General features: G+C 44.6%; 24 protein-coding genes and 1 pseudogene. 14 read left to right on the forward strand and 11 right to left on the reverse strand.

What is annotated here, in order from left to right; genetic code table 11:
- Positions 1-19 precede the first annotated feature (19 nt).
- Positions 20-391, reverse strand: coding sequence for a helix-turn-helix transcriptional regulator (locus tag NDA03_RS26655; RefSeq protein WP_348239677.1), 372 nt, complete (start codon positions 389-391; stop codon positions 20-22).
- Between the two features lie 147 nt (positions 392-538).
- On the opposite strand from NDA03_RS26655, the gene NDA03_RS26660 reads away from it, so the two are divergent.
- A complete protein-coding gene (locus NDA03_RS26660; protein WP_348239678.1) occupies positions 539-850 on the forward strand; it encodes a hypothetical protein in 312 nt (103 codons plus the stop codon).
- A gap of 321 nt (positions 851-1,171) precedes the next feature.
- Here NDA03_RS26660 and NDA03_RS26665 read toward each other — a convergent pair whose 3' ends face one another.
- The gene (locus tag NDA03_RS26665) at positions 1,172-5,428 is read right to left on the reverse strand and encodes a phage/plasmid primase, P4 family (protein WP_348239680.1); all 4,257 of its coding nucleotides are present in this window, start codon (positions 5,426-5,428) and stop codon (positions 1,172-1,174) included.
- Between the two features lie 1,778 nt (positions 5,429-7,206).
- Between NDA03_RS26665 and NDA03_RS26670 the strand changes: the two genes are divergently transcribed.
- The 9 genes from NDA03_RS26670 (at position 7,207) to NDA03_RS26710 (ending at position 12,452) form a co-directional block, all read left to right on the forward strand.
- The gene (locus tag NDA03_RS26670) at positions 7,207-8,247 is read left to right on the forward strand and encodes a hypothetical protein (protein ID WP_348239681.1); all 1,041 of its coding nucleotides are present in this window, start codon (positions 7,207-7,209) and stop codon (positions 8,245-8,247) included.
- Positions 8,247-8,525, forward strand: a complete 279-nt coding sequence (locus NDA03_RS26675; RefSeq protein ID WP_348239683.1) for a hypothetical protein — start codon at positions 8,247-8,249, stop codon at positions 8,523-8,525. Before NDA03_RS26670 ends, NDA03_RS26675 begins: the two co-directional genes overlap by 1 nt.
- An 85-nt stretch (positions 8,526-8,610) precedes the next feature.
- Positions 8,611-8,823 carry a hypothetical protein gene (locus NDA03_RS26680; RefSeq protein ID WP_348239684.1) on the forward strand — a complete coding sequence of 71 codons (213 nt, stop codon included), beginning with the start codon at positions 8,611-8,613 and terminating at the stop codon, positions 8,821-8,823.
- Positions 8,820-8,969 carry a hypothetical protein gene (locus NDA03_RS26685; protein ID WP_348239685.1) on the forward strand — a complete coding sequence of 50 codons (150 nt, stop codon included), beginning with the start codon at positions 8,820-8,822 and terminating at the stop codon, positions 8,967-8,969. Before NDA03_RS26680 ends, NDA03_RS26685 begins: the two co-directional genes overlap by 4 nt.
- A gap of 98 nt (positions 8,970-9,067) precedes the next feature.
- Positions 9,068-9,388: a hypothetical protein gene (locus NDA03_RS26690; RefSeq protein WP_348239686.1), complete on the forward strand. Its 321-nt coding sequence runs from the start codon at positions 9,068-9,070 to the stop codon at positions 9,386-9,388.
- 28 nt (positions 9,389-9,416) lie between these two features.
- Complete coding sequence (locus tag NDA03_RS26695; protein ID WP_348239687.1) at positions 9,417-9,590, forward strand: hypothetical protein; 174 nt, start codon at positions 9,417-9,419, stop codon at positions 9,588-9,590.
- 60 nt (positions 9,591-9,650) lie between these two features.
- On the forward strand, positions 9,651-10,322 hold the full coding sequence (locus tag NDA03_RS26700) for a hypothetical protein (protein ID WP_348239688.1): 672 nt from the start codon (positions 9,651-9,653) through the stop codon (positions 10,320-10,322).
- A gap of 16 nt (positions 10,323-10,338) precedes the next feature.
- Positions 10,339-10,752 (forward strand): hypothetical protein, encoded by a 414-nt coding sequence (locus NDA03_RS26705; protein ID WP_348239689.1) that lies wholly within the window; start codon positions 10,339-10,341, stop codon positions 10,750-10,752.
- Positions 10,752-12,452, forward strand: coding sequence for a hypothetical protein (locus NDA03_RS26710; protein WP_348239690.1), 1,701 nt, complete (start codon positions 10,752-10,754; stop codon positions 12,450-12,452). Before NDA03_RS26705 ends, NDA03_RS26710 begins: the two co-directional genes overlap by 1 nt.
- A 1,633-nt stretch (positions 12,453-14,085) precedes the next feature.
- On the opposite strand, the gene NDA03_RS26715 is transcribed toward NDA03_RS26710, so the two are convergent.
- The 4 genes and pseudogenes from NDA03_RS26715 to NDA03_RS26730 form a co-directional block, all read right to left on the reverse strand.
- On the reverse strand, positions 14,086-15,006 hold the full coding sequence (locus NDA03_RS26715) for a PLAT/LH2 domain-containing protein (protein ID WP_348239691.1): 921 nt from the start codon (positions 15,004-15,006) through the stop codon (positions 14,086-14,088).
- Positions 15,007-15,100: 94 nt separating this feature from the next.
- The gene (locus tag NDA03_RS26720; protein WP_348239692.1) at positions 15,101-16,213 is read right to left on the reverse strand and encodes a tail fiber domain-containing protein; all 1,113 of its coding nucleotides are present in this window, start codon (positions 16,211-16,213) and stop codon (positions 15,101-15,103) included.
- Between the two features lie 178 nt (positions 16,214-16,391).
- On the reverse strand, positions 16,392-16,649 hold the full coding sequence (locus tag NDA03_RS26725; protein WP_348239693.1) for a hypothetical protein: 258 nt from the start codon (positions 16,647-16,649) through the stop codon (positions 16,392-16,394).
- 157 nt (positions 16,650-16,806) lie between these two features.
- Positions 16,807-16,968 (reverse strand): annotated as a pseudogene (locus tag NDA03_RS26730) (IS982 family transposase); the annotation flags it as partial.
- Positions 16,969-17,186: 218 nt separating this feature from the next.
- On the opposite strand from NDA03_RS26730, the gene NDA03_RS26735 reads away from it, so the two are divergent.
- Genes NDA03_RS26735 through NDA03_RS26745 form a run of 3 tightly spaced genes read left to right on the forward strand, consistent with a single transcriptional unit; the run spans position 17,187 to position 19,634 of the window.
- Positions 17,187-17,483, forward strand: a complete 297-nt coding sequence (locus NDA03_RS26735) for a hypothetical protein (RefSeq protein WP_348239694.1) — start codon at positions 17,187-17,189, stop codon at positions 17,481-17,483.
- Positions 17,470-18,501 carry a DUF6745 domain-containing protein gene (locus tag NDA03_RS26740; protein ID WP_348239695.1) on the forward strand — a complete coding sequence of 344 codons (1,032 nt, stop codon included), beginning with the start codon at positions 17,470-17,472 and terminating at the stop codon, positions 18,499-18,501. The genes NDA03_RS26735 and NDA03_RS26740 overlap by 14 nt, the downstream gene beginning before the upstream one ends.
- 29 nt (positions 18,502-18,530) lie before the next feature.
- Positions 18,531-19,634: a hypothetical protein gene (locus tag NDA03_RS26745; RefSeq protein ID WP_348239696.1), complete on the forward strand. Its 1,104-nt coding sequence runs from the start codon at positions 18,531-18,533 to the stop codon at positions 19,632-19,634.
- A 292-nt stretch (positions 19,635-19,926) separates the two neighbouring features.
- Here NDA03_RS26745 and NDA03_RS26750 read toward each other — a convergent pair whose 3' ends face one another.
- Positions 19,927-20,949 carry a tyrosine-type recombinase/integrase gene (locus NDA03_RS26750; protein WP_348239697.1) on the reverse strand — a complete coding sequence of 341 codons (1,023 nt, stop codon included), beginning with the start codon at positions 20,947-20,949 and terminating at the stop codon, positions 19,927-19,929.
- Positions 20,950-21,258: 309 nt separating this feature from the next.
- On the opposite strand from NDA03_RS26750, the gene NDA03_RS26755 reads away from it, so the two are divergent.
- On the forward strand, positions 21,259-21,903 hold the full coding sequence (locus tag NDA03_RS26755; RefSeq protein WP_348239698.1) for a hypothetical protein: 645 nt from the start codon (positions 21,259-21,261) through the stop codon (positions 21,901-21,903).
- A gap of 254 nt (positions 21,904-22,157) precedes the next feature.
- On the opposite strand, the gene NDA03_RS26760 is transcribed toward NDA03_RS26755, so the two are convergent.
- From NDA03_RS26760 to NDA03_RS26775, 4 genes are all read right to left on the reverse strand, one after another.
- Positions 22,158-22,391, reverse strand: a complete 234-nt coding sequence (locus tag NDA03_RS26760) for a hypothetical protein (RefSeq protein WP_348239699.1) — start codon at positions 22,389-22,391, stop codon at positions 22,158-22,160.
- A gap of 217 nt (positions 22,392-22,608) precedes the next feature.
- Complete coding sequence (locus NDA03_RS26765) at positions 22,609-23,031, reverse strand: hypothetical protein (RefSeq protein ID WP_348239700.1); 423 nt, start codon at positions 23,029-23,031, stop codon at positions 22,609-22,611.
- A complete protein-coding gene (locus NDA03_RS26770; protein WP_348239701.1) occupies positions 23,018-23,491 on the reverse strand; it encodes a hypothetical protein in 474 nt (157 codons plus the stop codon). The genes NDA03_RS26765 and NDA03_RS26770 overlap by 14 nt, the downstream gene beginning before the upstream one ends.
- A 462-nt stretch (positions 23,492-23,953) precedes the next feature.
- Entirely contained in the window at positions 23,954-26,098 is a 2,145-nt protein-coding gene (locus NDA03_RS26775; RefSeq protein WP_348239702.1) for an NACHT domain-containing NTPase, read from the reverse strand.
- Between the last annotated feature and the right edge of the window lie 166 nt (positions 26,099-26,264).

The following is a 26,264-nucleotide window of genomic DNA, read 5'->3' on the forward strand; positions in this document are numbered from 1 at the left end:
ATTGCTGGGATTTAATCATTTAATTGCTGCAATGAATCAATTTAAACCCGGTTTGGCTTCTGGATAATTTAACTGATTTACTACTTGCTTCTCCGGAAAGTGACAGAAGAGGGTTAATACGAACTGTCTCAACCAGATCATCGAGTGTGGGTTGCTGTCCAAGTTGTTCACTCACTGGTAAGTCTGCAATCGCCCTCCAATCCATACCAAGTTCGGCACAAATTGCCTGGAAAATTCGCTTTTCGATTGCTTGGCCTGCCAGGAAGCGGTTCACCGTTTGTCGAGTGCATTGGGATGCCCCAGCAAGATACTCCTGTGTCCAACCCTTAAGCTTTCGGGTCTCCTCAACCTTTTCTCGCCCCTCGTCCGATGCCCGAATCCCTCGTTCCATAAGCTACCTACAGCACATACACAAGTTTGACAGAAGTCTGACAGCTAACTTTTACCTGGCAGAAAGAGTTTCAGGGTCTGATGGTAGTGGGACAGAAGCGCGCGCCCAACTCCTGATTCCACTTCTTGTGAGAGATACCTGAACACCATGAAAAAGAGGCATTCAAGTTTTCCCTTCCCATCTGGCTCCGATCCCTATTCCAACATGGAGTTGAGCATTGCTCAAGAACGCCTTCGTCAGGCTCGTCTCAGTTTTAACCTTGCCTTCGTAGCAACAGCAATTTCTGTCTCCGTTGGTTTGATTGGTGCAGGGCTTTTATTGTCAGGTAACGTTCCAGAAGGTGCCGTAACCGCAACTGGAGGACTATTTTCCAGTATCCGTTATGTGCAGCTTGCCAAAGATGCAAATGATCGCCTCGACAAAGTTTTGATGGCTTTGCAAGACGAGGACGAAGAATGAGCAATTCCTCAAATAGCTCACCACGACGTTGAGTTGAAATAAGCGGAGTAGGCAACTGCTCCGCTTATTTCAATTTGTCCAGAATTAGAATTGTCCAAGTAATTTAGATATCTGTAGGGAGCCGCAGCCGTTAATTATCTTTCTTCAAAATAACCAGTCCCGCCCTTCCATCTCTAAACTTCCCCCCGCAACTTGAAGTCCCAATTGGGACTTCAAAAAAACCATTGCTTCACAAGAAAGAGGAGACATTTCCGTTTCCTACTTCAGAAAACAACAGTTGCGATCGCCTCCGAACAATTGAAAGCGATCGCAGCAACGGAACTAAGCAATTAACCACCAACTTGATCCAACACTATCCCTGTGAGTGTGTATGAGTTGATCTTTCTTTACTTCCTCTAGCTCATCCTCTAGCTCAAATCTCCAGTATGTTGTTCCTGGGAATTTAGGCACGGAAATTAGCGTCGCCTTTCTCCATACATAATCACTGCACTTCACCCAACACTTAGCTCCAGGTTGTGCATCTCTTTGCGCTTGAGCTTTTAAGGTTTCAATTCGTTCCCGTTCCTCTGGGGTTAAGCGCTTCCAAACTTCCTCCTCCGCTTTTTCGCTAGCGTTCATAAAAAGGCTCATCACCTGCATGATCAAAATTCCATCGGTTTCATCGAGAATCATTTGGGCAATAGCAGCAATCTCCTCTGGGCTGCAATCGTGCCCTACCTCTTCCAATCCCTCCTTAGAAAAATTGTTTAATTCGTCACTATCCTTTTCAGTTTTGATTTCTCTTTTAAAATCTGCTGGAAATTCACCTTTCTCCGTCTGAAATACGTCTCGAATTACTTGTGCTTGCCAGGGTATTTCAGCAGCCTCTACATCTTCTGTTCCCCAAGAATCGGTTACTTCCTGCGACTCCGGTGATGGCTCAGTGACGGATGAGTGATGGTCTGAGTGATGGCTCAAACCGTTACCTGTGATGGACTTCGGCGAAAGTGATGGACTTTCGCATAAACTTCCTTCTTCTCGTATATCGCTTACTGTTTCTGTCAGCGCGATCGCTCCATCATCACTCAACTTTTTTGCATCTGGACTATTATCAACCAGGTTTTGAGAAAGTCCATCACTTTCCTGAGGTTCATCACAGGTAAGGGTTTGAGCCGTCACCTTATCCATCACCATGCCATCACTTTCTGGATAAAGTCCATCACTTTTGTGTGGGAGGGCAACAAGAGGCTGGTCAAGTCCATTATGAATGGGAACCGACAATGTACTTCTTTGAGATGGAGGGGGAGGAGGAGGATCGCCATTCAAATCACCAGATACCAGACGTGGTTTGTCTCTGTCGTCGTTGTCGTTGCGGATCTTTAAGTTTAGGAAATACGCCCCTTTGTTATCCCGTTTATGCAAGACATCAATTTTCAATTGGGATTGGAACAAATCTTTTGTTAGGCTAACAAAACGTTGAAGCGCTATCAATTTAGTTCCAGTAGCAGCACTATATTCGCAATAGCTCGCGTACAACCATGTCTGAATGTTTTGATATTGATGCTCATCGTCTGGCTTTTTACTTCTCTTTGCGACACCAACGGCAGTACGAGCGCCTTCTTGGTAAATCAAGCAGTGATCTGCCCATGACGCAATGGGATTGGTTTCAATCAAAGTAGAAGCTTTCGTTCCAGCAAGGCTGGGGACTTGGGTAGAAGTACGCTTTACAAGATTTGTTACCTCCTCATCTGGCATCGCCAGAACCCAGTTCAAGAGTCCAGGGATATAGGGTAAGAATTCGCCCTGTAGTTTACCATTTGTGACTTCTATGAGATTCCGCTGCTGGTCTGGGGGGATTTGTTTTGTGAATGGAATCGTCAGGCGTCGTCGCTCTAACCCGCTTGTATAGTCCCCAGATTGAATCAGCTCGTTGGCTGCAACGATGACCATTGCTGTTGGAGTGAATCCTCCGGTGCTTTGCTGAAATTTCACCTCATAGGGGAGGGTATCTTGCCCGGTCAAAGCCTTTAGAACCGATACGCCTCCAGAGTATCTTTCGGAATCAGTAATCACGACTAATCTTTTTCCGTAAATACTGGCAGTCTCAAAGCGGCTCCCTTCTAGTTTTTGCAGAGTTGTGGTGTGAGTATTGTTTAATCCCATTAGCGCAATTGCTAATCTGATGAGTGTTGATTTCCCCGTTCCACCTGGCCCGATTAATTCGAGAAAGCGCTGTAACTCGGCGCGACCTGTAACGATTGCATTCAGAAAAGCGCGGAGTAATTGCACCAACAGAATGTCGCCATTAACCATATCCAATAACCATTCTTGAATGGGGTCGCAGGTAGCGAGGATATTGAAGTGATATGGCAAGCACCAGGTAAATCGATTCTCCGGGGAGTGTGGATGGAATTCCTTAGTGGTAAGGTTCAACACCCCGTTTTGTAGGGGAAGTAGTCCTTCTGTTTCATCCCACGTCTCGACAGCTAGGTCAGATTTAAGCAGCCGCACTGTGCCACTGATATATTTGGATTCATACGAGTGACTCGACAGCGAGGATCTTACTAAACGCCAAACAAGGTCATCGTCAAACTCTGTCCAAATACCTTCCTGCTTTGCACCGTATCGATACCATTTTTTGTGGTCGAGGTGCCACGCTAGCTCATGACGATACTTTTCAGCAAAAAGAACTGCCAGGTCTCCTTGCTCTAATGAAGGTGAGAACCCTTCTTCTTCGGAGCCTTTATCACTATTAGATTCTTTACTCTTTTTAGAAGAAGTGGATTGTTCTTCCTCCTCAGAATTGAATTGCTCCTCAAGTTGTTTACGGAAGGCTTCAATATCCATTTCCAAGGCTTCAGCAATGACTTTCCAGAAAAACAGATCCACACTTGGATCTCTCTTCAGGGTACGAGCAAAAGAACCAGCTTGCTTCAAGATGGATTCTTTTCCCGAATCGCTGGACAGGTCGCCCCTGGCGATAATTTGTTCTGCTATCCAGGTGAAAGCGTGTTTCGCTGCTGATATGTGTTCCTTCCAAACTCCTATTCCGTACTTGAGGATAAATTCATCCGGGTCAAGAGAGTCCGGGAGCTGAGGAGCGACGTATGGACTAATGCCTACCTCCAATAAACTTTTGATGCAAGATCCCACCCCGGAAATTCCAGCTTCATCCGGGTCGAGCGAAATAGTCAGTCGTTCGATTTTTTGCCGTTTCAGCGTTTGTACTTGCTCCTTGGAGAGCATTGCTGCTACGCAAGCGACAACCCTTGTATCACCCACCAGATGAGCTATTGCAGCATCTGTAATCCCTTCAACTAAGACTGCTTCCTTGTGGCGATCGCGAATTACTCGGTCTAACAGGTAAGGCGACTCTTTGGTGTGTAGCCAAACTTCGCCTTTATCTTTGGGATTAAACCCTTTATCTTTGGGATTAAATAAAGCATACTTTTTCGGTCTACCTGTTTCGTCAGCCCACTTCTTACTTTGATGCCCGTAGATGGTCAACGGTTGCCCGTAAGAATTAGCCCAAGGGAAAGTCATATAACCTTCCCACTTTTTCGACAACACACCGATTTGCTGAGCGAATTCCAGGTCTAATCCTTTCGCTTGCAGAACTTCTTTGACTTCTTTGACTGAGGGATACACACCGATGCCAAAGTCTTTTAGTCCTTCCTCCGTGAACCCTCTCTCCTCAATTAGATGCTTTCTTTCTGCATCACCGCTGGCAGTCCAAAGTATTTCAGCACAATAGTCGCAAACGGCTTTGAGGATTGTTTGTCGTGTCTCGCGTCTCTGTGCTTGTTTGATTTGTTCAGGGTTCCACTCGCGCTCCGGAAAGGCTACACCAGCTAGAGCAAACAATTCTTTAACAGTCTCAATCCAATCGCGACCTTTGGGTTGTTCGTAGCGCCCAACCTTCAAACTAAAAAGATACTTGACTGGATCGCCCGGTTCGTTGCCGTTGTGTGCATCCAGAAAGCGTAGACTATCTGGAAAGACAGTAAAACTCGTACCCGATTTACTGTCGCCAAAAGGTGGATTCCCCCGTACCTGGTATGAAGAATACTGGAAGTTGTGACCCCCCCACGAGTAAACCTGCTCTAGTGAGAGTTTGGGATAAACTTCGTTTTCTAGCATCTGAACTAAATCAACAGATGGAGTCGGGGTAGCTTTTGGTTGTGCCTTTTGTGCCTGTTTCGACTTTGATTTTGAAGTTTGCTTGGTCTGTGACTTAGCTTGTGAGTTTTTTAGTTTGGGCTTTTCAGGTGGCGAAACTTTATTCTTGCTGATGTGCGGGATTCTATGCGGTTGCCCAGAACGCTGCCATTGACAATCCTCCTCCGCCCATTTTGCCAAGCAGAAGTTAATCGACTTATGTTCTTCAACCATCTGCCGGTGGCATTCCTCAAAATCGAATTTTGAGAATTCTTTTCGTAACCTGGTGTAGGGGTCAAAAACACTGATAGACCATTCGTGTGAAGCGGGGTCAATGTCTTCCTCCCCCACGGCTTCTAAGTAACTGCGTACTTGTTTCTCGAAAGGGGTGATGAGAACTTGTGCTTGATTCGGATCGACTGTATTGGAAGTAGATTGCATTGAAAGGTTTCCTCTTGTTGAATTAGAGGAAGCCACCCGCTGAATTTTTAATCCATGCAGAAATTTCCGGCATCACCGGAACAATTCATCCAACCAGTCCTTGACGTTTTTTTCGCTACACTTTCTGCCTCGGTTCAGAAAGCGGACACACTCATGGACAATTACCGGGACTCAGGGTACCATGAGTGTAAGTATTTTGAATCTAAAAGATTCTTGTTTTGGGTTGGTAGGTTGATTCGCGGTAACTTCGGTTCTTTGAGATGAACCTGTGCTGGCGGGTAACTTGCCTCCTTTTTTTTTGCTCTTTTTTAGGCTAATTTTCAATCAAATAATTAATTAAAAGACGAGCTTTTCAGATCATCTGTACTAGCCTCTTCTCTTTATACTACGTTTCTGCTTGGGGGGCAAATCAGGCAGTCAATATTTATTCTTTTACCACGAAGCTGATCGATTGATTTGCTGAAAGTGGTTAATCCTCACTAAGTGTTTAGGTCTTTTTCTTACCCCAAGCTCAACAACTTCAAAGGCAGAACTGAAGTGACCAGGGCTATAGGGGAGCATTGCTTCGTAACTATACTGCAAATGACTCGCTACTACTTACTCACGTTCTCGCGTCACATCACTCTCCATTTTTGTCCACTGAAGTTCCAATTGGGACTTCAGTGGTGCACTAGACAAGCTACCCCCACTGCCGTTAAATCATATGATTGAAAATACTCTGCTGCTCTAAGATTCTTTTTACATAATCAAGGGCATCTTCCCCCAATCATCTTTCATGTTCAGGGTCTCATTCTCTCTAGAATCCTTAGCAAGTGAGAATCAAGCCACCAGTTGTCATTAAAAACTGCATCGCAGACTTCAGGTAGATCCGAAGCTTCAGCGTTATCGGGGTCAGCCATTGATGCCCAAATCTTTAAAGGCTGGCTACAACCATCCCAGGTGATTCGAGCGTATTTCAACCGAAGCTTTAGCAATATTTTCGCTAGAGCACAACTCCCTTCATCAATCCAAGCCTTAGCAGCAGATTCATTCGAGGTTTGAAGAAGTCAACTTTGGTTTCCAATGCCTTTAAACTCAACTCTTCAAACCCCATTAGCTTCTTTCCTTCTATTTTTGGGAAAACTACGATCGCGTAACTCAACAATTACTTCTTCATGCATCTGCAAATCCCTTGCGAGAAAGGCTAGCTCTCTTACGGTAGATTTAGCCCAATCTTTTAAAGCTCTTAATCGATTTACTCCGACTCCGCATTGGCCTAGTCATTGAACGGGCAGGACGAATAAATTGCAACGCGATTATCTAGGCATCATTCCTCCTTTCGCTTACGAGTTCTAGAAGTTGTTGGAGGGGCTTCTTTTTCCTTAATGTACTCGTAAATAAAGTCTGTCAACACTTCATTCATGCTTCGTTTTTCAAGGGCACAAGCTGATTTAAACCGTGCCCTTGTGTCCTCTGACAGGTAGATGGACATTTTTACTGGTTTTTCGTCCTCCAAAGCGTATTTACCTCTTTATCGTCTTACCTCTATAGACTGCCATCTTTAACGGTGAAAGGCTATAGAGCTAAAACTATAAAGAAGAAAAACTTGTTTAAGTCTTGCAGTTTTGTAGTTATAGCGCTATCGTAGCATTCATAGGCAGCAAGCGCCTACCTTACCCAACTCCTGACTTAACTGGGCAACCCACTCTGCAAGAACTTAGCAATGGGAGAACGAAGGTATAAGTCATGTGCTGGAAGGGTTCCGAGGCTTTTTAGGACTAAATCAAGGAATAAACCTCATGCAAAGCACTTCCCTGGCTGTGCCATTTTCTGGCGTATCTCCCCCACTTCTGGCAGTTGGGTATGACGGTGGTAACGGTAGCGTCAAACTAATAGTAGATAGCGTTGAAGTTCGCATCCCGTCTTATGTTCAACCCTTGCACGGAGAGATTTACGATGTTCCAGAGTCGCCTGAAGGTAGCTTGATTGAATATTTAGGGGGCGATCGCTCCGACCTCATCGGAAAGCGTTGGCTTAGTGGTTATCTGGCATATCAAAATAATCCCCAAGCTTACCAACGGGTCGTTGATGACCGGGCAGGAAAAATTCAATTGGGTCTGCAATTACTCTTAGGAGCAATAGGAACACTACCCCACCGAATGCAGTGGAATCTTTCAGTTGCCGCTTCAATTCAAGATGCTCAAGCTTTTGGGTCTGAATTTAAAGAGTCCCTAGAAGGGAAGCACTCCATCCGAATTAATGACAAAGGCGTAACCCATGTTGATTTATCGGTTACTGCAATTGTGGAAGAAGGTTCGGGCGCTATGATTTCGGGGCTAGCAGTGAATCTCATCCGACCCAAAACCCAGAACATTTTCCTTGATATCGGATGTGGGACGGCTATCAGTAGCGTCTTCGGTTCTGGTGGAAAATTGATTGCGCGAAAGATTACAGTCGGTGGAGTTGATTCTCTGTTCAATGCCATTGCTCAGAACATTGATTGCCGCCGCTATTTGAAGCGCGAAGGTGACAGGCATTTAATTCGAGCTGGCATTGAAAACGGAACGTTCCAGTATGGAACAACAGGCTGGAACTTCCGCCAGATTTACAGCACAGAGCTAAAACCTTGGGTTAGCCAAAATCTGGCGATAGCATTCAAAGCGATTGACCCCTGGCGCGAACAATCAGAAGCAATCGTTGCGATTGGCGGAGGTTCTCAACTCCCCGCGATTACCCAACTGTTAGCGGCTCGGAATGTTATCACCAGTCCTGATGGAACTTGGCTAAATGCGCGTGGATTGGATCGGCTCGCGCAAATCAAATTAAAGAGGTCAATCTAGTGGGTACTACTTCCTCCAAAAGAGTTTCAATTAAGAGTTATTTGCTTCCATACCTGGATGAGATTGGTGAGGAGTTAGGAACAAAAGATGCTTCAGAAGTGGTTCACCAAATCATTACCGAACACAAGCGATTCATTAGAAAAAGCTTAACAGCTTATTCAACTGGAATCATTGAGATGCCGACCCCAGCACAGGTACAAGCGATAGAGAAGCCTAGAAGCTTCAGCGATGATGACGTACTAGCTTCTTCTCTGAGTGATTTATTAGATGTTGCTTAAAAAGTTTTTAGTAACCAACGGCGTGAAGTTTGACCGACCCGCACCGCTGGCTGCTATTCCCCCAAATAGTAAGGAGACATTGTAAATGATGGCAGACTTTGACGTTTCATTTCCAGACGGTCAATATCTTGCTCACGGAATTAGCTTAGATACCGCGCTCTTGTTAGCCGATGCTTTCCATAAAGGCACCGACCCACAGCCAATTATTGATAGCATTGCAGACCAAGAAGTTCGAGAGGTAGCACTGCGTATTACTGCGAACCTTGTCCACCATTCAGCAAGGGGGAAGCGTAAGTGACCCAACTTTATATTGCTGACCACATCCTGCGAATCGAGGGTGAACACCAGGGGCATCCTGACCGAATTTTAGATAGTCTGCGACGAATCGCTGACCACGCAAACTTATTTGAACCGATGCCTGATAACCTGACACCTTCCCAATAGCAACAGGTGCAGGGATTCATTCAGCAGTTTCGCTCCTCTCCGGAAGGTCAAGCAGCACTTGTACAAGTCAAGATCGCAATCTCTGGAGGATATCGAAGATGAGTAGCAGCATCAATGAAACGGTTCTTCTCGAACTGCAAGAACAATACGGCGGACAACTGCACGGGTTCACCTACGAACAAAAAATTGTGATCAGGGCAGCGCTGGCAGGATTCATTGCTCAAAAACCCGTCTGGCAGCCTTCTAACAGCGGGATTACCTGTATGCAAAGCTGCATTGAATCGGCTGGGGTTGATTGGAACATCTGGGATAAAGATCCCGAAGTGTGTGAATTCATAGAAGCCTGCGACCAACTTGAAGACAGCAACATTGAAGGTTTAATCGCAGCCCTAAGCGAACAAATCAGATACAGGCATTAAGAATATATCGCTTCAAGAGGAATAACAGATGAAAGAAACAACTTGTTTGGGTTTACTCGTTTGTGGACTTGGACTCTATTTCTGGATAAAGCCATCCCAACCAGATAACAGAGACTTAATCATTCAGCAACAATCTCAGCAAATTCAACAACTTCAGGCTGAACAAAGAGGTATGGAACGAGCGCTGGGCTTGAGTCGATAAACCACAAGCAACGCTCTGTCATTGCAGGGTATTCGCACATTACTTGATTAAGGAGTCAGCATGAATTTTTCATCAAATAAAAGCACCGCCATCGTCAAGTACCAACCGAAAAAATCAGCTATTCATCGGGTACACGCATTAGATAAAACGCTTGCTGGTTTGACCAAGAACTATTTCGGAATTGACCTAGCCGAGCTTCCGAACATGACCGACCAGCAGCTATCCGAATATACAGACAGAGTTTTTGCAATGAAGCGATTGATTGACGTGCTACCAATCTTAGAGAGCCATTTTAAAACCCTGATTGAAGGGCAGGTGCAGTACGAACAGTTTGTCGCAAATATTCAGAAAGATGCTGCCGCCGCTGCTAAGAAAATTGACCAACAAATTCTCAATGTATTCTTAGTCGGGAAAAACTACCAGCAGCACATTCGGATGATGGGAGAGAAAACCGCGAACGGCGTCCGACTAATTGATGCAGAAGGACGTAGCGCTCTCACTTTGGAACGAATGGACTTCCAAACTGCGTTACAGATTGTGGCACGTCGGCACCAAAGCAAGGCAAGTCAGATTCAAGAAAAAATCCCCCGGATGGAACGCCGAGAAGCCTTATCTGAAGAGGCTCGGAAAGAGCGGGAGGAGCGTAAAGACTTACTCACCAATGGCTCTCGTTCTTCGCATAAGAAGGGATTCTGGCAAAGTGTTGGCGATTGGTTCAGCGGTGGTCGTTAATTCAAGGTGAAAGCTGATGTTCAATCCTAGTAATCATCAGTCTCACCACGAGGCTGATTTCCTTCCTGCTGAATCTCACGTTGAAGAAAGTAATGCAATCAAGTCCTATCGAATGTTTGCGAATATCTCTGAGTTTGGTTTGTATTTCAGTGGTAGCTTAGCACTTGCTTTGTTGTGCCGGATAATTCTGGGAATGTTAATTAGTTACGCCATTCTAATTGCCTGTGCATCTGGATATCTCGTCTTAACGGGAAAAGAAAATCCACAGGTAAGCAGCGTCATCGGGCTGGCAATCCTTACCTCGGTGATAGCAGGTTTTTGGGATACAGTCCTTTCCATTTTTTTAGTAGTGAATCCTTTGATTTGGATTGGGATTGGGCTGGGATTGTTTTCACTCTTTCTCTCAATCTTTTTTAGGAAGGCAGCGTGATGAATCCAAAGTTAATCATGTTTGCTGCGATGGCATTGGGTGTCATTGGTGCGGCAGTTGGAACAGCGGGACAGTTTGACGGCAAGCTCCACTACTGTTTGCCGATTGAAAGTGGTTGTACCGAAAGTGTCAGACCTGATTGGATGGGACTCCCGACTGGAGCGATAAATGTCCGACGAACCCAAGGATCTGCGGGAGCTAAACTGCTTGGCTCATTCGTGGCGATCGGAGGTTTTGCAACGTCAATGACATTGGCGCGATCGCTCTCGGAATTGGAATTGAAAAAGCAGAAATATTCTCAAGTTTGGGAAGGAGTGAACCTTGAAAAACTTAAGGTTCAGGCACAAGCAGAATTGGAAGCATTCAATCAGCAAGTAATGCTTCAAGCAGCTGAACAATCCTACGCAGTCTTGTCACCTTATCAAGAGCCAATGGAAGCTGAAGTGGTGCCAGAAGCAAGCGCACCGGATAACGGGAATGCGTCAGGCGAACTGTTGTCGGTCGAAAGCAACAACCAACAAGCTGTAGAACTCAGCACGCCTAACAGTCCCCCCGCAGAAGGTTTATCAGGCACAGTCCTAAACAAAGACTCAGAAACAATCGGCATGGCAATCCTAGACGGGCTGGTGGGTTCTCGCCGCTCTACCCTACTTGTGGGTAGCACCGGAGCAGGTAAGTCTGTTACCGAAGCATACCTTCTTTCTAAGTTTCAACAGCGTTACCAAAATGCAGAAATTTGGGCGATTGCTCAGAAAAATGATTCGTTCAGTGGGTTGGACAAGAAAGGACGAGTGATTTTATTCGATGCACTTGACCCGTCAGAAGCATTAAGAGGGATTGACCATATCCACGGTATTTACGACAAACGCCGTAGGTTGCCCGAAAGTGCCAGAACCGACTTGAACCCAGTGCGGTTAATTCTTGCTGATTGGTTAAGTATCAATCAGGCATTAGAAGAATTAAAGAATGAAGAACCCGTTAAAAGCTCTAAATATCTCACCAAGCTAGCAGACATCATTTACAACGGACGTGAGCTGAATGTCTGTCTGGTTATTGACTTACAGAGCTTTAATTTAGCTGCTATTGGAATGAAAGCAGACCGGAACAGTCGCAAAAACTTTAATCTCGTTGGATTGGGAAACTACTCAGTCGATGAGTTTGGCAGCATTAACGAATCCTACGGCGTGTTGTCCAACATGATTGGCAATAAAGATATGGTTGCCGACGAGGATGAACGGTCAGCGCTGCTAGCAACATTCAAAGAACTCAAGTCAATTTCTAAAGACAACCAGCGCCCAATTATCTTCACCACGTTAGAACCAAGCCGGGTCGCTTTACTTCCTGATTTGAGGTACTATAAACCCGGTCAATCGGCACGGATGAAACTGGAAGGATATACCCCTGAATACCTGAATCGAATTTGGAGTCTTGAGTTTGATATTGATACTCCGGCAAGAGAAGAAAACCCCGGTGATACAGCAGAAGTCATTCACGATAATGCTCAAGCCAAAGAAGTTTTGAGAAGTTGGTTTGCAGGTAAAGGATGGGTGAAAATCGGCAATTCTCGAACAATGTGCAAGCAACTTCGCAACCTAACTAAAGATTCAGATGAGGTGCGTTTGCTTATTAATGAACTGGTTCAAGCATCGCTGGTGAACGTAAACGAGCTTGACGAATTTAACGTGGATATGACCTCCTGACCAGACGCGAGAACCCTGGTCAAAAGCGCTAAATTCGCTATTTGGTCAGTAAGGTCAGGAACAGTCAGACTCTTACACAGCAGGGGTCATAGCGGTCATTACTTCCGGTCATATCCCTGACCCATGACCTCTTCCTGACCGCTGACTGACCCATCCATGACCTGCCTGTGACTAATTGGTTACTAACTGGTTACTAACCTCAATAAAGAATAAGGATGAATAAGTTTGTTGCCCAATTGATTGAACTAATTGTGCGATAGCGAAGCGCTGACTTGTCAGTTCGCTCCCAGATTCATTTGTGGAAGAAATCAATGCTGCCAGTTTGGATGAGCTGGATGAAAGAGGGCTAATCATCTGGGCAGATGGACAGAGTGATGAAAACTAAAAGCCTCAGAAGAATCAAAAATATTTCAATCGCCAGTGAACGCGATCACCTGTAGTTTCGGTTTCGGGTCCAATTGGGACTGGCGTTTGTATATCAAGGGAGAGCTTTGGGTCATTTGTGGAAGTTAAACAAGCCCATTGGCCTCTACAACCAGAATTTCAGCAGCAGATATGAGTTCAACCCACGTTGGCTGTTCGACAAGATTTATCAACCCAATTAATTAAAAATCAATGGAGACTGGAAGCCGTTCTCCGAGTTCTGAGTTTGAGCAGAGGATAGAAGCTCTCCGCAAAATTCCTCTAGAGCCGATTGATTACTGTAACCGCTGGGTACCACTCAACCCGAATAAAGGTTACAGAAAGAGCTGCATTAACGCTTTAACGAAAGCAAGTGGGTTGAGTTCACAGACGGTAAAAAACTGGGGAAGAAACTTTAGTAGAAGACCGCAGAATCTACCTTATGTACTTAGGCATCTTGACTTACTTAATCAAGTTATTGAATTGGTTAAGGCTGGAAAAATCAAGCCCCCACCTGATTTTCCGCAACAATAATTGGTCGTGATTCAGTATCAAGTCCTTCTTAAACTCCTTGTATCTGAAATTAAAGAGCATTATGTTGTCCAGGAGTCTTTAAATAAATGGAGAATTAATCAATGTCAATCACGAATGGTAAACAACCTTCAACGGGTTTAGACACTCCTGAGTGAAACGGAAATATTGTTACTTAAAATTTCCTGCCTCGTCAACAACTTGTTTCGAGTCTTCAAAGGTAACATTACCGTCTTCATCTTCATATATCGCTAGTAATTCCTGGGAACTAATATCTGTTTCTGCTGAAATGATTGTATTTAACCCAGGAGTTTACCTAGCACTCGAAGTTGCTTCGGTCGTTGGGGAAGTGCTAAGGACAATAATTGCTTTTTAGGCTATCAATATTCTCCTGCATTTGAGAAAAACGAACGATGACTATCTACTCAATCACTGCCTCTATCTTTTCTACTAACACTTCAGTAAAAGGTTCTGTAAACAGGCCTAATTGCCTTTTGAATAGACGTTAGGCAATCAAATTAACATTCTCCTCTTCCTGCGCTTAGGAAAAGATGTAGATATAGTATGGATAGACAGCATCTCAAGAAGCTAAGTGAATCCTCGTACAGATAGTCATTTAATTGTCAATATGTAAATACTCGTTATAAAGGTTCATCCTATAACTTTTTTCTCAGGTAACCTTCAGAGCAAAAAAAACGACTTACTCACCTTCATCATCTCGCATAGGACAACTAACTGTAATAGTGTTACTCCATAGTGTTCCTGTTAAATCGTTTTTATCAGGACGCCCATCATTAGCCGAAAAAGCCAATGCTCCAGGGTTTTTGCAGAGTTTTCCTGTCGGAAAGCTAAACGTACCTTGTTGAGTAGATGTTGTATTCAGCCAAAGATTTGTTAGCTCATCATCTACAACGCGGATGTAAACCTTTGCGTTAGGCAGAAAATGTGACCCGTCAACTACGAAACTACCATCCCCCTTAGAACTAACAGATATTACTGGCTCGACCGATGGTGGTGGTGGTGTGTTTTCATCAGGCTGCTCTTCAGGGGAAAGTTCACACTTATGCTCAATATTTGGATTTGGATATGCTTTTTCATGGTCGAGAAATAGATTAATAGCACAATCACCCTTGTTTCGAGCAAGCCAGCGATTGCAAGGAAAATTCATTATTTGATTCGTGAGGCGATTTTGAATAGTAATTGACTCAAGATACCAGCTAGGGTCTGTACCACTATTGTCGTGCCAAATAATAACTCTATAACTAGAATCAGATGTTTCTTTACTAAGTTTAAACGCTGGAATAGAAAACTTAGAAGTCTGACCCATTGCGAAATCAGTTACAGAAGAATTAAGCTTACGTTCAAACCAACTCTTTCCACCACCAATAAAAATAAAGACATTGGCAGTTGTACCAGCATTCACAACATTACCAGTTTTTACTGTGACATCATAAATGGTCAGGTCACTTAAAGTGTTTCGCAGGAAAACAAAACTTGGCGAAGTAGGGTATTGAGTTCCTGCAAACATCTGCTGATAGACAAAAGTTACTAACTCGATTAAGCTCACTTGTGGTTGATTGAAGCCTAAAAATTGTGCAGCTTGTCGAAGTGTTTCCATCATAAGGGTACAGAGTTTTATAAATAGCTTTAGCCAAGATAAGAAACTTCTTGGAAAATGGTGAGAAATTTAGTAAGCTTAGTCACAGTTCTTTGATCTACTGTGCTGCCTGCGCCTGCTTTAAAGTATTTACCTCAGATACAAGTTGTAAAATCTGCTGCTGCTGCTCCTGTACTACCTTAGTCAAAACAGCAACAATATCCATTGAACTCAATGTTTTTCGATCAGCCATTGCTACCAGTTCGGGAACATCTTCAGCGATGAAACCAACGTGTAACTCTTTCGTCTCGTCTGCTTTAAAATTGAACTTAACAGGGTTTAAATCTCTCAACGCTGCCATTGCTTCTTGAGCAGAAAGCTGGGTAATGTTGTCTTTCAACGTCTTGGATGAGGTATTGGTAACAGTAGTAGCTGTTAAATTACCTGTTATCTGAGCATTGCCCAACACATCTAACTGGTGATTAACAGACGGAGAAAATACTCCAATTCCGACATTTCCTGTTGTCTTGCTCACTACAATAGCAGGAACAAAAGCAAGCTCAAAATTCTTGCGTACATCGTCGGCATCTATTTCTCCTGTTGGTATTTTTCTTCCTGCTGATATATCTCCTGCATTGATAATTTCATCAAATGTTACCTTTCCAGTTCCAGTGGTACCAGAAGCCTTAGATGAAGAGGGTTTAGGAACCAAGACTTGCAAGCTACCATTAATGTCAACTTCGCCATCTGAACTGACTGATAGCTTATTCTCCCCTGACCACAGATGAGCGGTTCCGTTATGGGAATACCAAACCCACCGCTCTCCCTTAGATGGCTTTTCCACAAAACTTTTTACCTTGCGATCGCTAAAGGAAAAACCTGCCCCAGAACCAGCACTGTGGATCTCCGAACCCTCAACATGGAGCCGTCGTACTGGATTAGCTTGCCCAGTACCAATGCCAACATTGCTAGTAGTGGTATCCATCACCAATCCCCAGCCAGCACCAGTAGTACCATAGAAGCCGACTTGAGTATCGCTAGCCATCCCGACAAAAGCTTGGTCTTTAGCAGGTTTACTTTGATAAAACCAAATACCTGCTGTGTTGTTTGCCTGCCTTACCCGCATTCGATCGGCGACATCCAACTTATATCCAGGGTCTGGGGTTCCAATTCCAACATTCCCTTCAATAAGAATTTGATTTTCATCAAGAAGTTTGATATCACTAGCCATGCGATTACTCCTACTAGATTGTGTAAAATGGATGAATGATTTGCGTATCTTGAATTGAAAATTGGTGAGTAATTTTTTCCAGTCAACCTTCAATATTATCTTTTCTAAGGTAGAACCTCATATGTGATGGTTTAATTTGCTCTATCACAATTGAATCGAGCTTTTCGCATACTTTGGTTCACCTCACCAGACTAGACCACTCAGCTTCCCCAAAAATCATCGTTGTCAAACCATCAGCATCTTGGTCATATAACGACAGACGAATTTTGCTGTTAACAAGGATTTTGGCAACTCCCGTCAACTGTAAAAAATGCGATCCCACTGCGACACTACCCTGATATCGCAAGTGATTTTCTCGCTCTAATTCCTGATTTGTTCTAAGCAGAATCTTGCTTAATCGTAAGCAAAGCGATCTACCACATGACAGTACCCTCATGGGTTATTTGTTACTACTCCTGCTACAAACAGGTTTCCGGAAACTCGATTACAGAAATTTTCAAGTGATTGGACTGCGAAGCTGCACTCGCTAGAAGTCAGTAGAGAATTGAGTTGGCGCATCTGAATGCCGAGAGCTTATTCAACGTGAGTTCGGGTTAAGCAGAGGGGAGGAAATTACGGTCAATTGCAATGGACGGCTTCTTCGGTTGGTGACAATAAGCGATTAAGCCACATACCACGTTGACTCTTCGGTTGACCGGGGAACGGTGACGAGAATGCTCAATCTGAGAAATGTTCTTGAGCTGGTCAATCACCGTCCCGTTTTATCTAGGAACTGGCGATCGCTCGACTTATAGAACTGCAATCTCAGAGCTAACAACTATCTAGCTACCGCCATACCATACAGCGATTTTATCTTTCAGCAAAAGCTTTTTGAAACCACTATTTTGGGTGTACCAGTATCAGAATTACATTAATATACTACAATAAACTACATAAGATAGCACACATTCATCAAATGGAGTAAAAATAAGCGATGCAAGCACTACGTCAAGGCGATGTAATGTTGATACCCGCATCTGAAACGGTAGATGGAGCCAAACTGACACATCTAACTCTGGCAGAAGGCGAGGTGACGGGGCATCGCCATCGCATCACCCAGGGCGAAGCGGAACTGTATGAGTACAAGGGAACGCTGTATTTGAAGGTGTTATCGCTTACAGCACTGTTGACCCACGAAGAACATCAGCCGATCGCCATTCCTCAAGGTGACTGGATGGTACGAATTCAGCGTGAATATGAACCCGAAGGATGGCGCTATGTGGCCGACTGAGTTTTCGCCCAAGGCTCAACAGCTCATTGATCGACTGGCTGCGATCGATTACGAAAACCCAAAGATTTGCCAACAGCGAATTCAAGATGCGTTTTCCCAACATCTTAAAGCACTGAATCTGCGCGATCGTCCGATCAAGATTTACGATCAATCACTTGAGGATTTGGATCGGTATACGTTGTTAGACACGTTTGATGCTGAGTGGTACTGGGCGTATAAGGCTATGTTGGAGGCTGCATGGCCGTATCAGATCCCGTCGTATGCTGCATGGGAGGCGACGAGGAATTCTGTGAGAGATGCTGCATGGGATACTATATTTAATAGATTTAATGAAGATTTGTACGACTTCGATTGGAGTTTTGAGAAGTCGCTTCCGTCTGGGAGTGCAGATCAGGCGGGGCGGTATGCAATGAAGGCTGTTGAATGCGTCAATTCTAAGGCTAGCAGCCCTCAGCACGATCAATTTTGTGCAGTGTGGATGCCATTTGTAGATGCGCTTGAAGCAGGGTTATTTTGGTTTTGGGTGACACCAACAGAAGTCATGGTTCTGACCCTTCCGGTGATGCGATTTCAAGATAATCAGCTTCATGCAGAAGACGGTCAGCCCGCTCTTGTATGGTCAAACGGGGCAGAGTACTATTTTTGGCAAGGAATCCATGTTTTCGACGAGGAATCCATATTTTCTAATAAATACGGAGATGTGTCTGAGAGCTGGAAATCAGAATGGCTGCTTGAAGAATCGAACGCAGAATTTCGGCGCGTTTTGATTCAAGGCATTGGGTACGAGCGCATCGTGCAAGACCTTGAAGCCGTAGAAATAGACACTTGGCGGGAATACTCGCTGTTAAAAATTGAGGCAGATATCGATGTCGAACCGATCTATCTGTTAAAAATGACTTGTCCTAGCACGAATCATATTCACGTTTTGCGGACACCACCTGATATTACTTCGGCGCGAGAGGCGATCGCTTGGTGCAACTGGGAAATCGACCCAGAGCAGTTTTCTGTTGAGTCATAATCACCCTCTTCTCAAATAGGGATGAAACTATGTTGCCAACCGATCTATTGCCCAAGGCTCAACAGATCATCGACCGACTCGTTGCGATCAACTACGAAAACCCGCAGATTTGCGAACAGCGAATTCGAGATGCGTTTTCCCGGCATTTAATAGCACTGAATCAACGCGATCGCTTTGTTGAGATTTATCGATCCTTTTATGCGGCATTTGATGCAGCGTGGGAGGATACCTATGATGCGACGTGGAAGGTTGCAATGGACGCTGCTGAGAGGGCTGTGTGTAATGCTGCAATGGAGGCGGCGAGGCAGGCTGCGTCTGATGCCATAAGTCATTTCAAGAGTAATGCGGCGATGGAGGCGGCGAGGGAGGCTGCGTTCGATGTGGCGAGTCATGCTGCCAGTGATGTTCCACATTTTGGCGCGGTTCAGACAGCGCAGGAAGCGGCGTGTAATGCTGCACTTAGGGCTGTCAATAAGACCGCTAGCGATCCTCTGTGGAATGCAGCGTGGAATGGTGGGTTTGATATTGCGTTTGCTTTGACGTGGCAAGATGCGAGGGAAGCTGTGAAGAAGGTTGCAAAAGGTGCTGCACTCAAGACTGGGTGGGATGATGTGTGGAATGCTGCGTTTGGGGCTGGGTGGAAGACTGCCAGTGGTTATGGTGGTTATGCGGCTGATCGTGCTTATAAGTCTGCCGAGGATGCAGCGGGTGATACTCCGCGTTGTCTTGCGTGGGATGCAACGAAGAATTTTGTGAGGGAGGCTGCATTGGTGGCTGCATTGGATGGTGACTGGAATGCGGCGGGAAAGACTGGAACGGAGGCTTCGTGGGCTGTTGCTATGGCTGTTGAGATTGTCAATTCTACGACTAGCAGCCCCGAACACGATCAGTTTTGTGCAGTGTGGATGCCATTTGTAGATGCGATTGAAGCGGGGTTGTTTTATTTTTGGGTGACACCAAGTAAAGTCATTGTCCTAACTACTCCAGTGATGCGAATTGAAGACGATCGACTTCACGCAGATGGTCAACCTGCTGTTCAATGGTCAGACTGGGAGGGCTACTATTTTTGGCGAGGAACCCAGATTTCCCAGAAGTATGGAGCAGTCTTGTTTAGGGAGTGGCGATATCAATGACTGCTGGAAGAACCAAACGCAGAACTTCGGCGCGAGAGGCGATTCTTTGGTGTAATTGGGAAATCGATCCAGAGCAATTTTCTGTTGAGTCGTAATCACCCTCTTCTCAAATAAGAATGAAACCATTATCAGATAATAAATCATTTGGGTTCTTCCCAAATAATCTGTTATTCGACATTTGACAAACACGGAGCGATAACAGCTTTCCTCAAATATTGATATCAATATCTGCCTCTCTTACTGATATCACTGATAGCAATATTGATATCAATGGCAATGACCCTTCTAGCTATTAAGCATCGCCAGCTCCAAGTTCCTTCCAGCTAGCTTCATTGACCACTCCCTGCACTACCGCCCTTCCGTAAGGCAGATGCAGCAACGATACAGCCCTGCGCTTAGTTTCTTCACCGCGACGGTCATAGCGAGATGTTGTTAGGGGCGAACTATGTCCCACCAATCTTTGAACGGTAGAAATATCCGCCCCCGCATCTAGCAAGTTACTAATAAATGTTCTCCGAAAGTCGTGGGGTGATAAATCTTTCACTTGCGCCTGTTGGCTACGTTTTTCCAGAGCATTCAGTACTGCCTGAGACGATAAGCGCTGCCCAACCAGAATCACCCCACTCTTATTCACTGGATTGAGCAATGCTCCGGTGATACTCCCTCTCAGATGTAGCCAATCGGCAATCGCCTCTCGACCCGCACCGGGCGGATAGCACAACCTATCTTTCCTGCCTTTACCGCCCAGTACCTTAATCTCTCCAGTTTCCAGATTGAAATCCGAGACATCGACCTTAACGACTTCCGACCTTCTCAATCCCGCCATCAAAAACGCCAACATTGCCGCATCTCTAAAGCCAGCAGGGGAGGCATCCCGGCAGCACACATCCATCAGTGCAGCTATCTCTCCAACCGATAACGCTCTCCCGCTCGGCAATCGTTCACTAGAAATCTGCTTCAGGTCACTCGCGTTCATGTAATCATCGGCGGATATCAACCCTAAGCGTCGGCACTCTCTCAATACTCCCCGCAGCGCCGACAGCATTTTATTCGCCGTCGCCGGGGAGTATCGCTCCATCAGTTCTGACCTCAGCGCCGAGGTGTGTTGATACCTAAGCAGCCACCAGGGAAGAGTCGTGGAATCGCAGCTCCCCAGCGTTAATATCCCAGCGATCGCGTTCAGTGCCTGCCGCATTGTCCGCCGGGAACCGCTACCCAACCCGGATAAATAAACCAATGCTGGATTCGCTTCCGCCAGCACGGTGACGGTGGGGGATAAGGCTTGGAAATGGGAGACCGCGACCAGCTCTTTCATCTTCAACTGTGGGAAGCTACATTCTCATAAGATATATTATGGGGGAAACGCTCGGATTCAAGCCCTTTGATATCAAGATTGATAGCAGTTGATATCAAGAGCTTGATAGCAGGACGATATCATTTTTGAAATTGATAGCATTTAGATATTAAGAATGATATCGCTGGGTCTCCTCTCCTTCCAATCGTTCGACTGAATTGATATCAAGATTGATAGCGATTGATAGCAAACGGATTGATAGCAGGACGATATCATTTTTGAGATTGATAGCATTGAGCTATCATTTTTGAGATCGCCTTTGATATCGCTATGTCTGATTCTCCTCCTAGCCAAATGACTCGCGTTCCTACACCGCTAATCCCTGCCGTGCGTGAATTATCTCGTCTGCATCGGCAGGGGCGGACGCCTCAAATTCTCTCAGGCTTACAATCATTGATATCAGCAATTGATAGCAACATTGAGTTCAATCCTGCTATCGAGATTGATAGCACCGCGATCGCAGAACTTACTCAAAGGATTGAAAACCTAGAAGCGGAAATGGGTGATATCAATCCTGATAGCACCGCGATAGCAAAACTCAGAGAACGCTTATCTAGTCTGGAAACGGAACTGAGAAAGCTAGGGGAGTTGAGAGAAATGGTTGTTGAGCTAGCGGCGGCAGTAGAATCATTGCCCCGAACGGAAGGGGAAAAACGAAGCAGCCAGCTCTCCAGTAAGACTGCTCAAAAAAGTAACCCGCCTCATTCTAAAAAAAGCAGTTCGTCTCAAAAGCGTCAGTCTCCACCATCGGAACCGCTCATCCAGGGTCGTCTGGCAGAAAGACTAGGAATAGATACCAGCACGCTCACCCGACGCCGGAAAAGAGATGATTTTGGACAATGGGTTCAAAGTTTAGATCCAGATGGTTGGGGCTGGGAGTACGACTGGGACGAGAAGCAATTTTATCCCATTTAAAATCTCTTAAATTGGATCTACAGGAAAGAGATTCCTATTATTTTTGAATGGCGATCGCCGTTCCGGGAATTTTGCGTGAGTATATGCGTGAGTTGGAGCAGGAGCCGGAGGATTTATTTTTGTGATGATAACCAAGGTGGAGTGGATGAGAGGCACTTTGATTTTGTGTAAAAGCATCAGTGTAAAAGCATCAAAAGAAGAAGTATAAGTTACTAGAACTTTACCCATGTAATACATGGGTAATTGAATCTCTTTTAGAAGGCGTCAAAGGCATGCTTGATTGCTCCTACATCTTTCCCTGGCGCATTACATCTGGATCTTTGAGAACCTTCTTCATGTTTTTTTAATTCGCTTGCGATATATTTCGCTTTTTGATGACAAGTTTTTTTGAGCTTCTCGCTTTTGACAACGTCTTCTATTAGATTAGCCTTAGTAATCTCTTTTGAGTCAGCTATCTCTCCTAGGTCTTCCCATACTGAATTCGTCAAACGAATACTGTGTAATTGTCTCAGCCGGTCTCATCTTTGGATAAATTGACCTGGGTCATCTTGCTTTCTATTGTTTCTGGTCATCCTTTTACCATGTAATACATGCTAAAACCTATAAGTGGTATTTTCTGGCTATAAATAAATAATAATAATCAAACCATGTATTCCGTAGTTTGATTGTTAATTAAGCTGAAAGCTTGCAGTGAACTGAGAAATTTTAAGGCAACCCTTTTTTTACTTTCTCTAAATAATCGAAGCAGAATTGAACTCCAACCGTTTTATAGTGGTCTACAGCAGTACAATCTTCCTCTTCCAAGCCTTGTAAATATCTAGCTTTCATACTTTCAGCAAAAAGATTTTTATATGCAGTTTCTAGCTCCATATATCCGGTTCGTCTAGCAACCCTTTTCACATATCTTAGCCGCGCTCCATGTTCAGAGGGTTTTTTGCCGTTCTCATCAACATAGAAACTGGGTTCTAGTTTGCCCATTTCGTTATTACGAAATGCATAGTCATTAACCCAGTGAAGAGCCGCATAAAAACACATAATAACAGCCCAGTCAAAAAAACCTGACTGGGCTGCTTTAGCCGTGTTTTCGTTTTTTTCAGCTTGCCGTCGATAAACGCTATGATTCGGCATGTCTAGAAGTTACTAACCATCCTTGTCCCAAGTTGTCGTCAAACTTTCTAGTTACCTTAGCGTCAAAAAACCAATCTTCGCTTTGCGTTAGGTCTGAAAGCTTCCATTCAGCTTCCGTCACTAAGTCAATTGCCTTCTCTCTAAGCTGCCGCTGCTCAAGTACATTTGCACAAGAGAGCAGCTCAATAGTTACTTCACCTAAGCTGTCTGGTTTATGAGCAATAGCTCTAACGAATTCAACGCCAGGTTCCCTAGACAGTGATTCCACTAATTTTTCTATCTCTGCAAATTCAGGCGAGCGTTCCAAAGCATCTGGAGTAGTAGAAAACCACTGGTCACTTCCCTTCAATAGAAGCTCCCATCCTAAAATCAGTTGGAAGAAATTGTACTTGTTATGAGAAGAAGTATTTTTTGGAGTGAATGAGGTTTCCATCTGATCGCCCCTTGAAATGATTTGCAAACGAATTAATCCTTTAGCCGTTGCAGCAAAACGCAGATTTCCTGAGAAAGATTCTCTTAGCGCTGTTTTATATTAGTAGTATAGTTCACTTGAAATACTATTATACCAAAACTTATTACGCTTAGAAGTGCTAAAAACCATATGGCATAGCAGTTTTACCGTTTTGTCATTAGGTTAAAAAGCCATTCCCTAGGATGAGGCAAAGTTTGTCAAAATCAAAAGCCATTCCAAAGAGTAAGTGTGTTAACAGGTTTATCGATAGGTTCATAGCAATCGATCTATTCGAGGTTAGCCCAGACCAGTCCCCATTTAAGTCCCAATTGGGACTTAAATCGAACTTAATTAAAACGATTGCTTCACAGGAAAGAGGAGACATCGTCATTCACTACCTCATAAAACAACCAGTTGCGATCATCCCTGTAAATCAAAGGCGATCGCAACTGGTCTGTCTTACTCAAATAGCTAGTATTTAAGGCGCTGTTTGGGAAAGTTTTGTTCAATTTCGGAGAGCGGCAGTAACAGACTATCTTCGATTTCCTGGCGTACTTCCCGACTAACATAGCAATCGCTGTTGAGACAATCAACCAGGAGTTGGTTGGCATCGTAATACTGCTTGAGCAAATATTGCTGGACATCGGTAAACTGCCAGTCATGCCCGATGTTACGATGCTCGATCGCTACTGCTCTCAGATGCTCAGTCCATGTTGCACCATTTACCTTCCACCATTCCTGGAACTGTTTACAATCTTCATTGCGATCAGGAAGCTGATTTTTTAAGCTCTGAAGCAATGGTTTGAGTTCAGAATTGAGGAATGAGAGAGTTATGTCAGCGTCACTGAGGCCGAAGTAGAGGTTGTAGTAAGGGCTGAATTTGGAGATTTTGGTTCGGGCAATGACGTTTATGAGGGGAATGGCAAGTTCAATGCTATTGGCATTGGCAAGCTGGCTGTAGAAGATTAGATCGAGGAAGATACTCTCACACTTGCGAAATTTCTCTTGAGTGCGAAGAGGATTGCTAGTGCTGGGCGGGTAGAAGTAGAGATCAAGGTCGTAGACAAAAGCAAGATCGAGGTAGAAGTAGAGGTAGGGGTAAAGTCTGTGGCTGATGTTGTCGGCGAGGCTGCGGGCGTGGTTAATATCGTGGGCAAGGGCGAAGTAATAGGCTCGGATGGCTGAAGATTTGTAGGATGCTTGAACTGATTTACTCTTTTCGGTAACCCAAGACAGGAACAGCTGAAGTTGATCATCTTTAGCCAGAAGGTGATCAATCTCCTGTTTCATAGCTCGCAATAACTGATCAGCACTTTCTAACATCCCTACAGCTAGTAGAAAAACTTCCCTCCACCGCTTTTCTGTAGTGTGAGGCGAGAGTTTTTTCAATAGGACTTCCGAGTTTGCACTTGTGACAATCTTCCGGGCTGTGAAATATTCATGAAAGGTTAGGTGTGAAAATGAATAAATTTCTCGTGCCCGTTCCACAAATAACCCATGTTGTGCCTCGATTGACTTCAGTACAGCTTCACTATCCAACTGCAATGACTCTTCATCAGTATGGCTGTCGGGCAAGTTCCGGATATATTGAGTGATATACCGTTCGGCTTCTTTTTGCTTAAAAAAGTAGTTACCCTGCTCAAAAGTATCCAGGGCAATTTGGCTTAACAGGTCTTCCTTCCGCTTAAGCGACAACTTCTTGTAAACTTGACTTCGCTTAATGTTTCGTTTCACATCCCATTTCTTCAGCAATACATCCAAGCCCTCTTTGTACAACTCCGACCGATTGGCAGGAAAACTCCCCGACTCCTCAAATACAAGACACAGCAGGGTTAGTAGGAGAGGACTGGTTGCTAATTCGCGAATGCTTTCGTCCTTTTGTAGGGTTTTGATAAAGGCTTTTGATTTGACCTCATCATTCTTTGCCTGGAACCACTGATTTGCAAACGTGGATATCTGCTGGTCATCAAAGTCAGCAACTTCAACTTCAGTAAAACGCTCAAATATGTATTCCCGTGCCGCGATCCGGCAGGTAATGACGAAAAGGTTTTTGGAGAACTGGTTAGTAAAACTTTTAATCTCCTGTAAGACCCAATTATTGTCCGTCTCTTTGACCTCATCCAGTCCATCCAACAGCAGCAGAATTTTACCCTGTTTCAGCAGTAACTCCACGGGGGTGGCATTGCCACTCAACCATCTCGTCCACATTCCTGTTTCGATTTTAGTGTCTGGGTCAACCCCATAGTTCCTAAAGAGTTGGATTAGATAATCTAACAAGCTCAGCTTATGGGGAGCCTCTGCAAATTCTTTCAGGGTAATGAAGAGGGGCACGAAAGCTGGTTTGAAGTTGCCCTCAATACACTGGAGTGCAACATATTTGAGAAATGTCGTTTTTCCAGATCCTGGCTTGCCTAAAATCATTAACTTTGCATGTTTTTCCACAGCATCCAATGCTGGTACTCGTTCCTCCTGTACTCTGCTCAGGCTAAAACGATCAAAGTCATCTAGAGAAAATCCTTGTAGTAGTTCTGCGATTTCTAATCGTCTACGCCCGGTAATTTTCTCTAGGATATTGACGGTCGTATAGATAGCGTTCAGGTCAATCGGTTGAGACATATCCAGAACCCGCATGAAGCCACATCGATCCTGGATGGCATCGTAAAGGTTAACCCTCTTCTGTCACTTTCCGAGTATTCTGAATAAAAGGATTAAAAGAAAAAACTCTGGAAGGTAAGTAGGGCAATGGATGTAGAATTACAAATTCTGAAACATTTAGCAAGAG

It is taken from the genome of Trichocoleus sp. Lan (assembly GCF_039961855.1).
GTDB lineage: Bacteria > Cyanobacteriota > Cyanobacteriia > Cyanobacteriales > FACHB-T130 > FACHB-T130.

What these genes read in the sequence shown, in the direction of transcription:
- NDA03_RS26750 (WP_348239697.1), bottom strand. Translation starts at nt 20,949, where the DNA reads ATGAAAGAGCTGGTCGCGGTCTCCCATTTCCAAGCCTTATCCCCCACC.
- NDA03_RS26725 (WP_348239693.1), bottom strand. Translation starts at nt 16,649, where the DNA reads ATGAGGGTACTGTCATGTGGTAGATCGCTTTGCTTACGATTAAGCAAG.
- NDA03_RS26775 (WP_348239702.1), bottom strand. Translation starts at nt 26,098, where the DNA reads ATGTCTCAACCGATTGACCTGAACGCTATCTATACGACCGTCAATATC.
- NDA03_RS26755 (WP_348239698.1), top strand. Translation starts at nt 21,259, where the DNA reads ATGTCTGATTCTCCTCCTAGCCAAATGACTCGCGTTCCTACACCGCTA.
- NDA03_RS26705 (WP_348239689.1), top strand. Translation starts at nt 10,339, where the DNA reads ATGTTCAATCCTAGTAATCATCAGTCTCACCACGAGGCTGATTTCCTT.
- NDA03_RS26665 (WP_348239680.1), bottom strand. Translation starts at nt 5,428, where the DNA reads ATGCAATCTACTTCCAATACAGTCGATCCGAATCAAGCACAAGTTCTC.
- NDA03_RS26700 (WP_348239688.1), top strand. Translation starts at nt 9,651, where the DNA reads ATGAATTTTTCATCAAATAAAAGCACCGCCATCGTCAAGTACCAACCG.
- NDA03_RS26690 (WP_348239686.1), top strand. Translation starts at nt 9,068, where the DNA reads ATGAGTAGCAGCATCAATGAAACGGTTCTTCTCGAACTGCAAGAACAA.
- NDA03_RS26735 (WP_348239694.1), top strand. Translation starts at nt 17,187, where the DNA reads ATGCAAGCACTACGTCAAGGCGATGTAATGTTGATACCCGCATCTGAA.
- NDA03_RS26680 (WP_348239684.1), top strand. Translation starts at nt 8,611, where the DNA reads ATGATGGCAGACTTTGACGTTTCATTTCCAGACGGTCAATATCTTGCT.
- NDA03_RS26720 (WP_348239692.1), bottom strand. Translation starts at nt 16,213, where the DNA reads ATGGCTAGTGATATCAAACTTCTTGATGAAAATCAAATTCTTATTGAA.
- NDA03_RS26695 (WP_348239687.1), top strand. Translation starts at nt 9,417, where the DNA reads ATGAAAGAAACAACTTGTTTGGGTTTACTCGTTTGTGGACTTGGACTC.
- NDA03_RS26740 (WP_348239695.1), top strand. Translation starts at nt 17,470, where the DNA reads ATGTGGCCGACTGAGTTTTCGCCCAAGGCTCAACAGCTCATTGATCGA.
- NDA03_RS26670 (WP_348239681.1), top strand. Translation starts at nt 7,207, where the DNA reads ATGCAAAGCACTTCCCTGGCTGTGCCATTTTCTGGCGTATCTCCCCCA.
- NDA03_RS26660 (WP_348239678.1), top strand. Translation starts at nt 539, where the DNA reads ATGAAAAAGAGGCATTCAAGTTTTCCCTTCCCATCTGGCTCCGATCCC.
- NDA03_RS26715 (WP_348239691.1), bottom strand. Translation starts at nt 15,006, where the DNA reads ATGATGGAAACACTTCGACAAGCTGCACAATTTTTAGGCTTCAATCAA.
- NDA03_RS26710 (WP_348239690.1), top strand. Translation starts at nt 10,752, where the DNA reads ATGAATCCAAAGTTAATCATGTTTGCTGCGATGGCATTGGGTGTCATT.
- NDA03_RS26655 (WP_348239677.1), bottom strand. Translation starts at nt 391, where the DNA reads ATGGAACGAGGGATTCGGGCATCGGACGAGGGGCGAGAAAAGGTTGAG.
- NDA03_RS26745 (WP_348239696.1), top strand. Translation starts at nt 18,531, where the DNA reads ATGTTGCCAACCGATCTATTGCCCAAGGCTCAACAGATCATCGACCGA.
- NDA03_RS26765 (WP_348239700.1), bottom strand. Translation starts at nt 23,031, where the DNA reads ATGCCGAATCATAGCGTTTATCGACGGCAAGCTGAAAAAAACGAAAAC.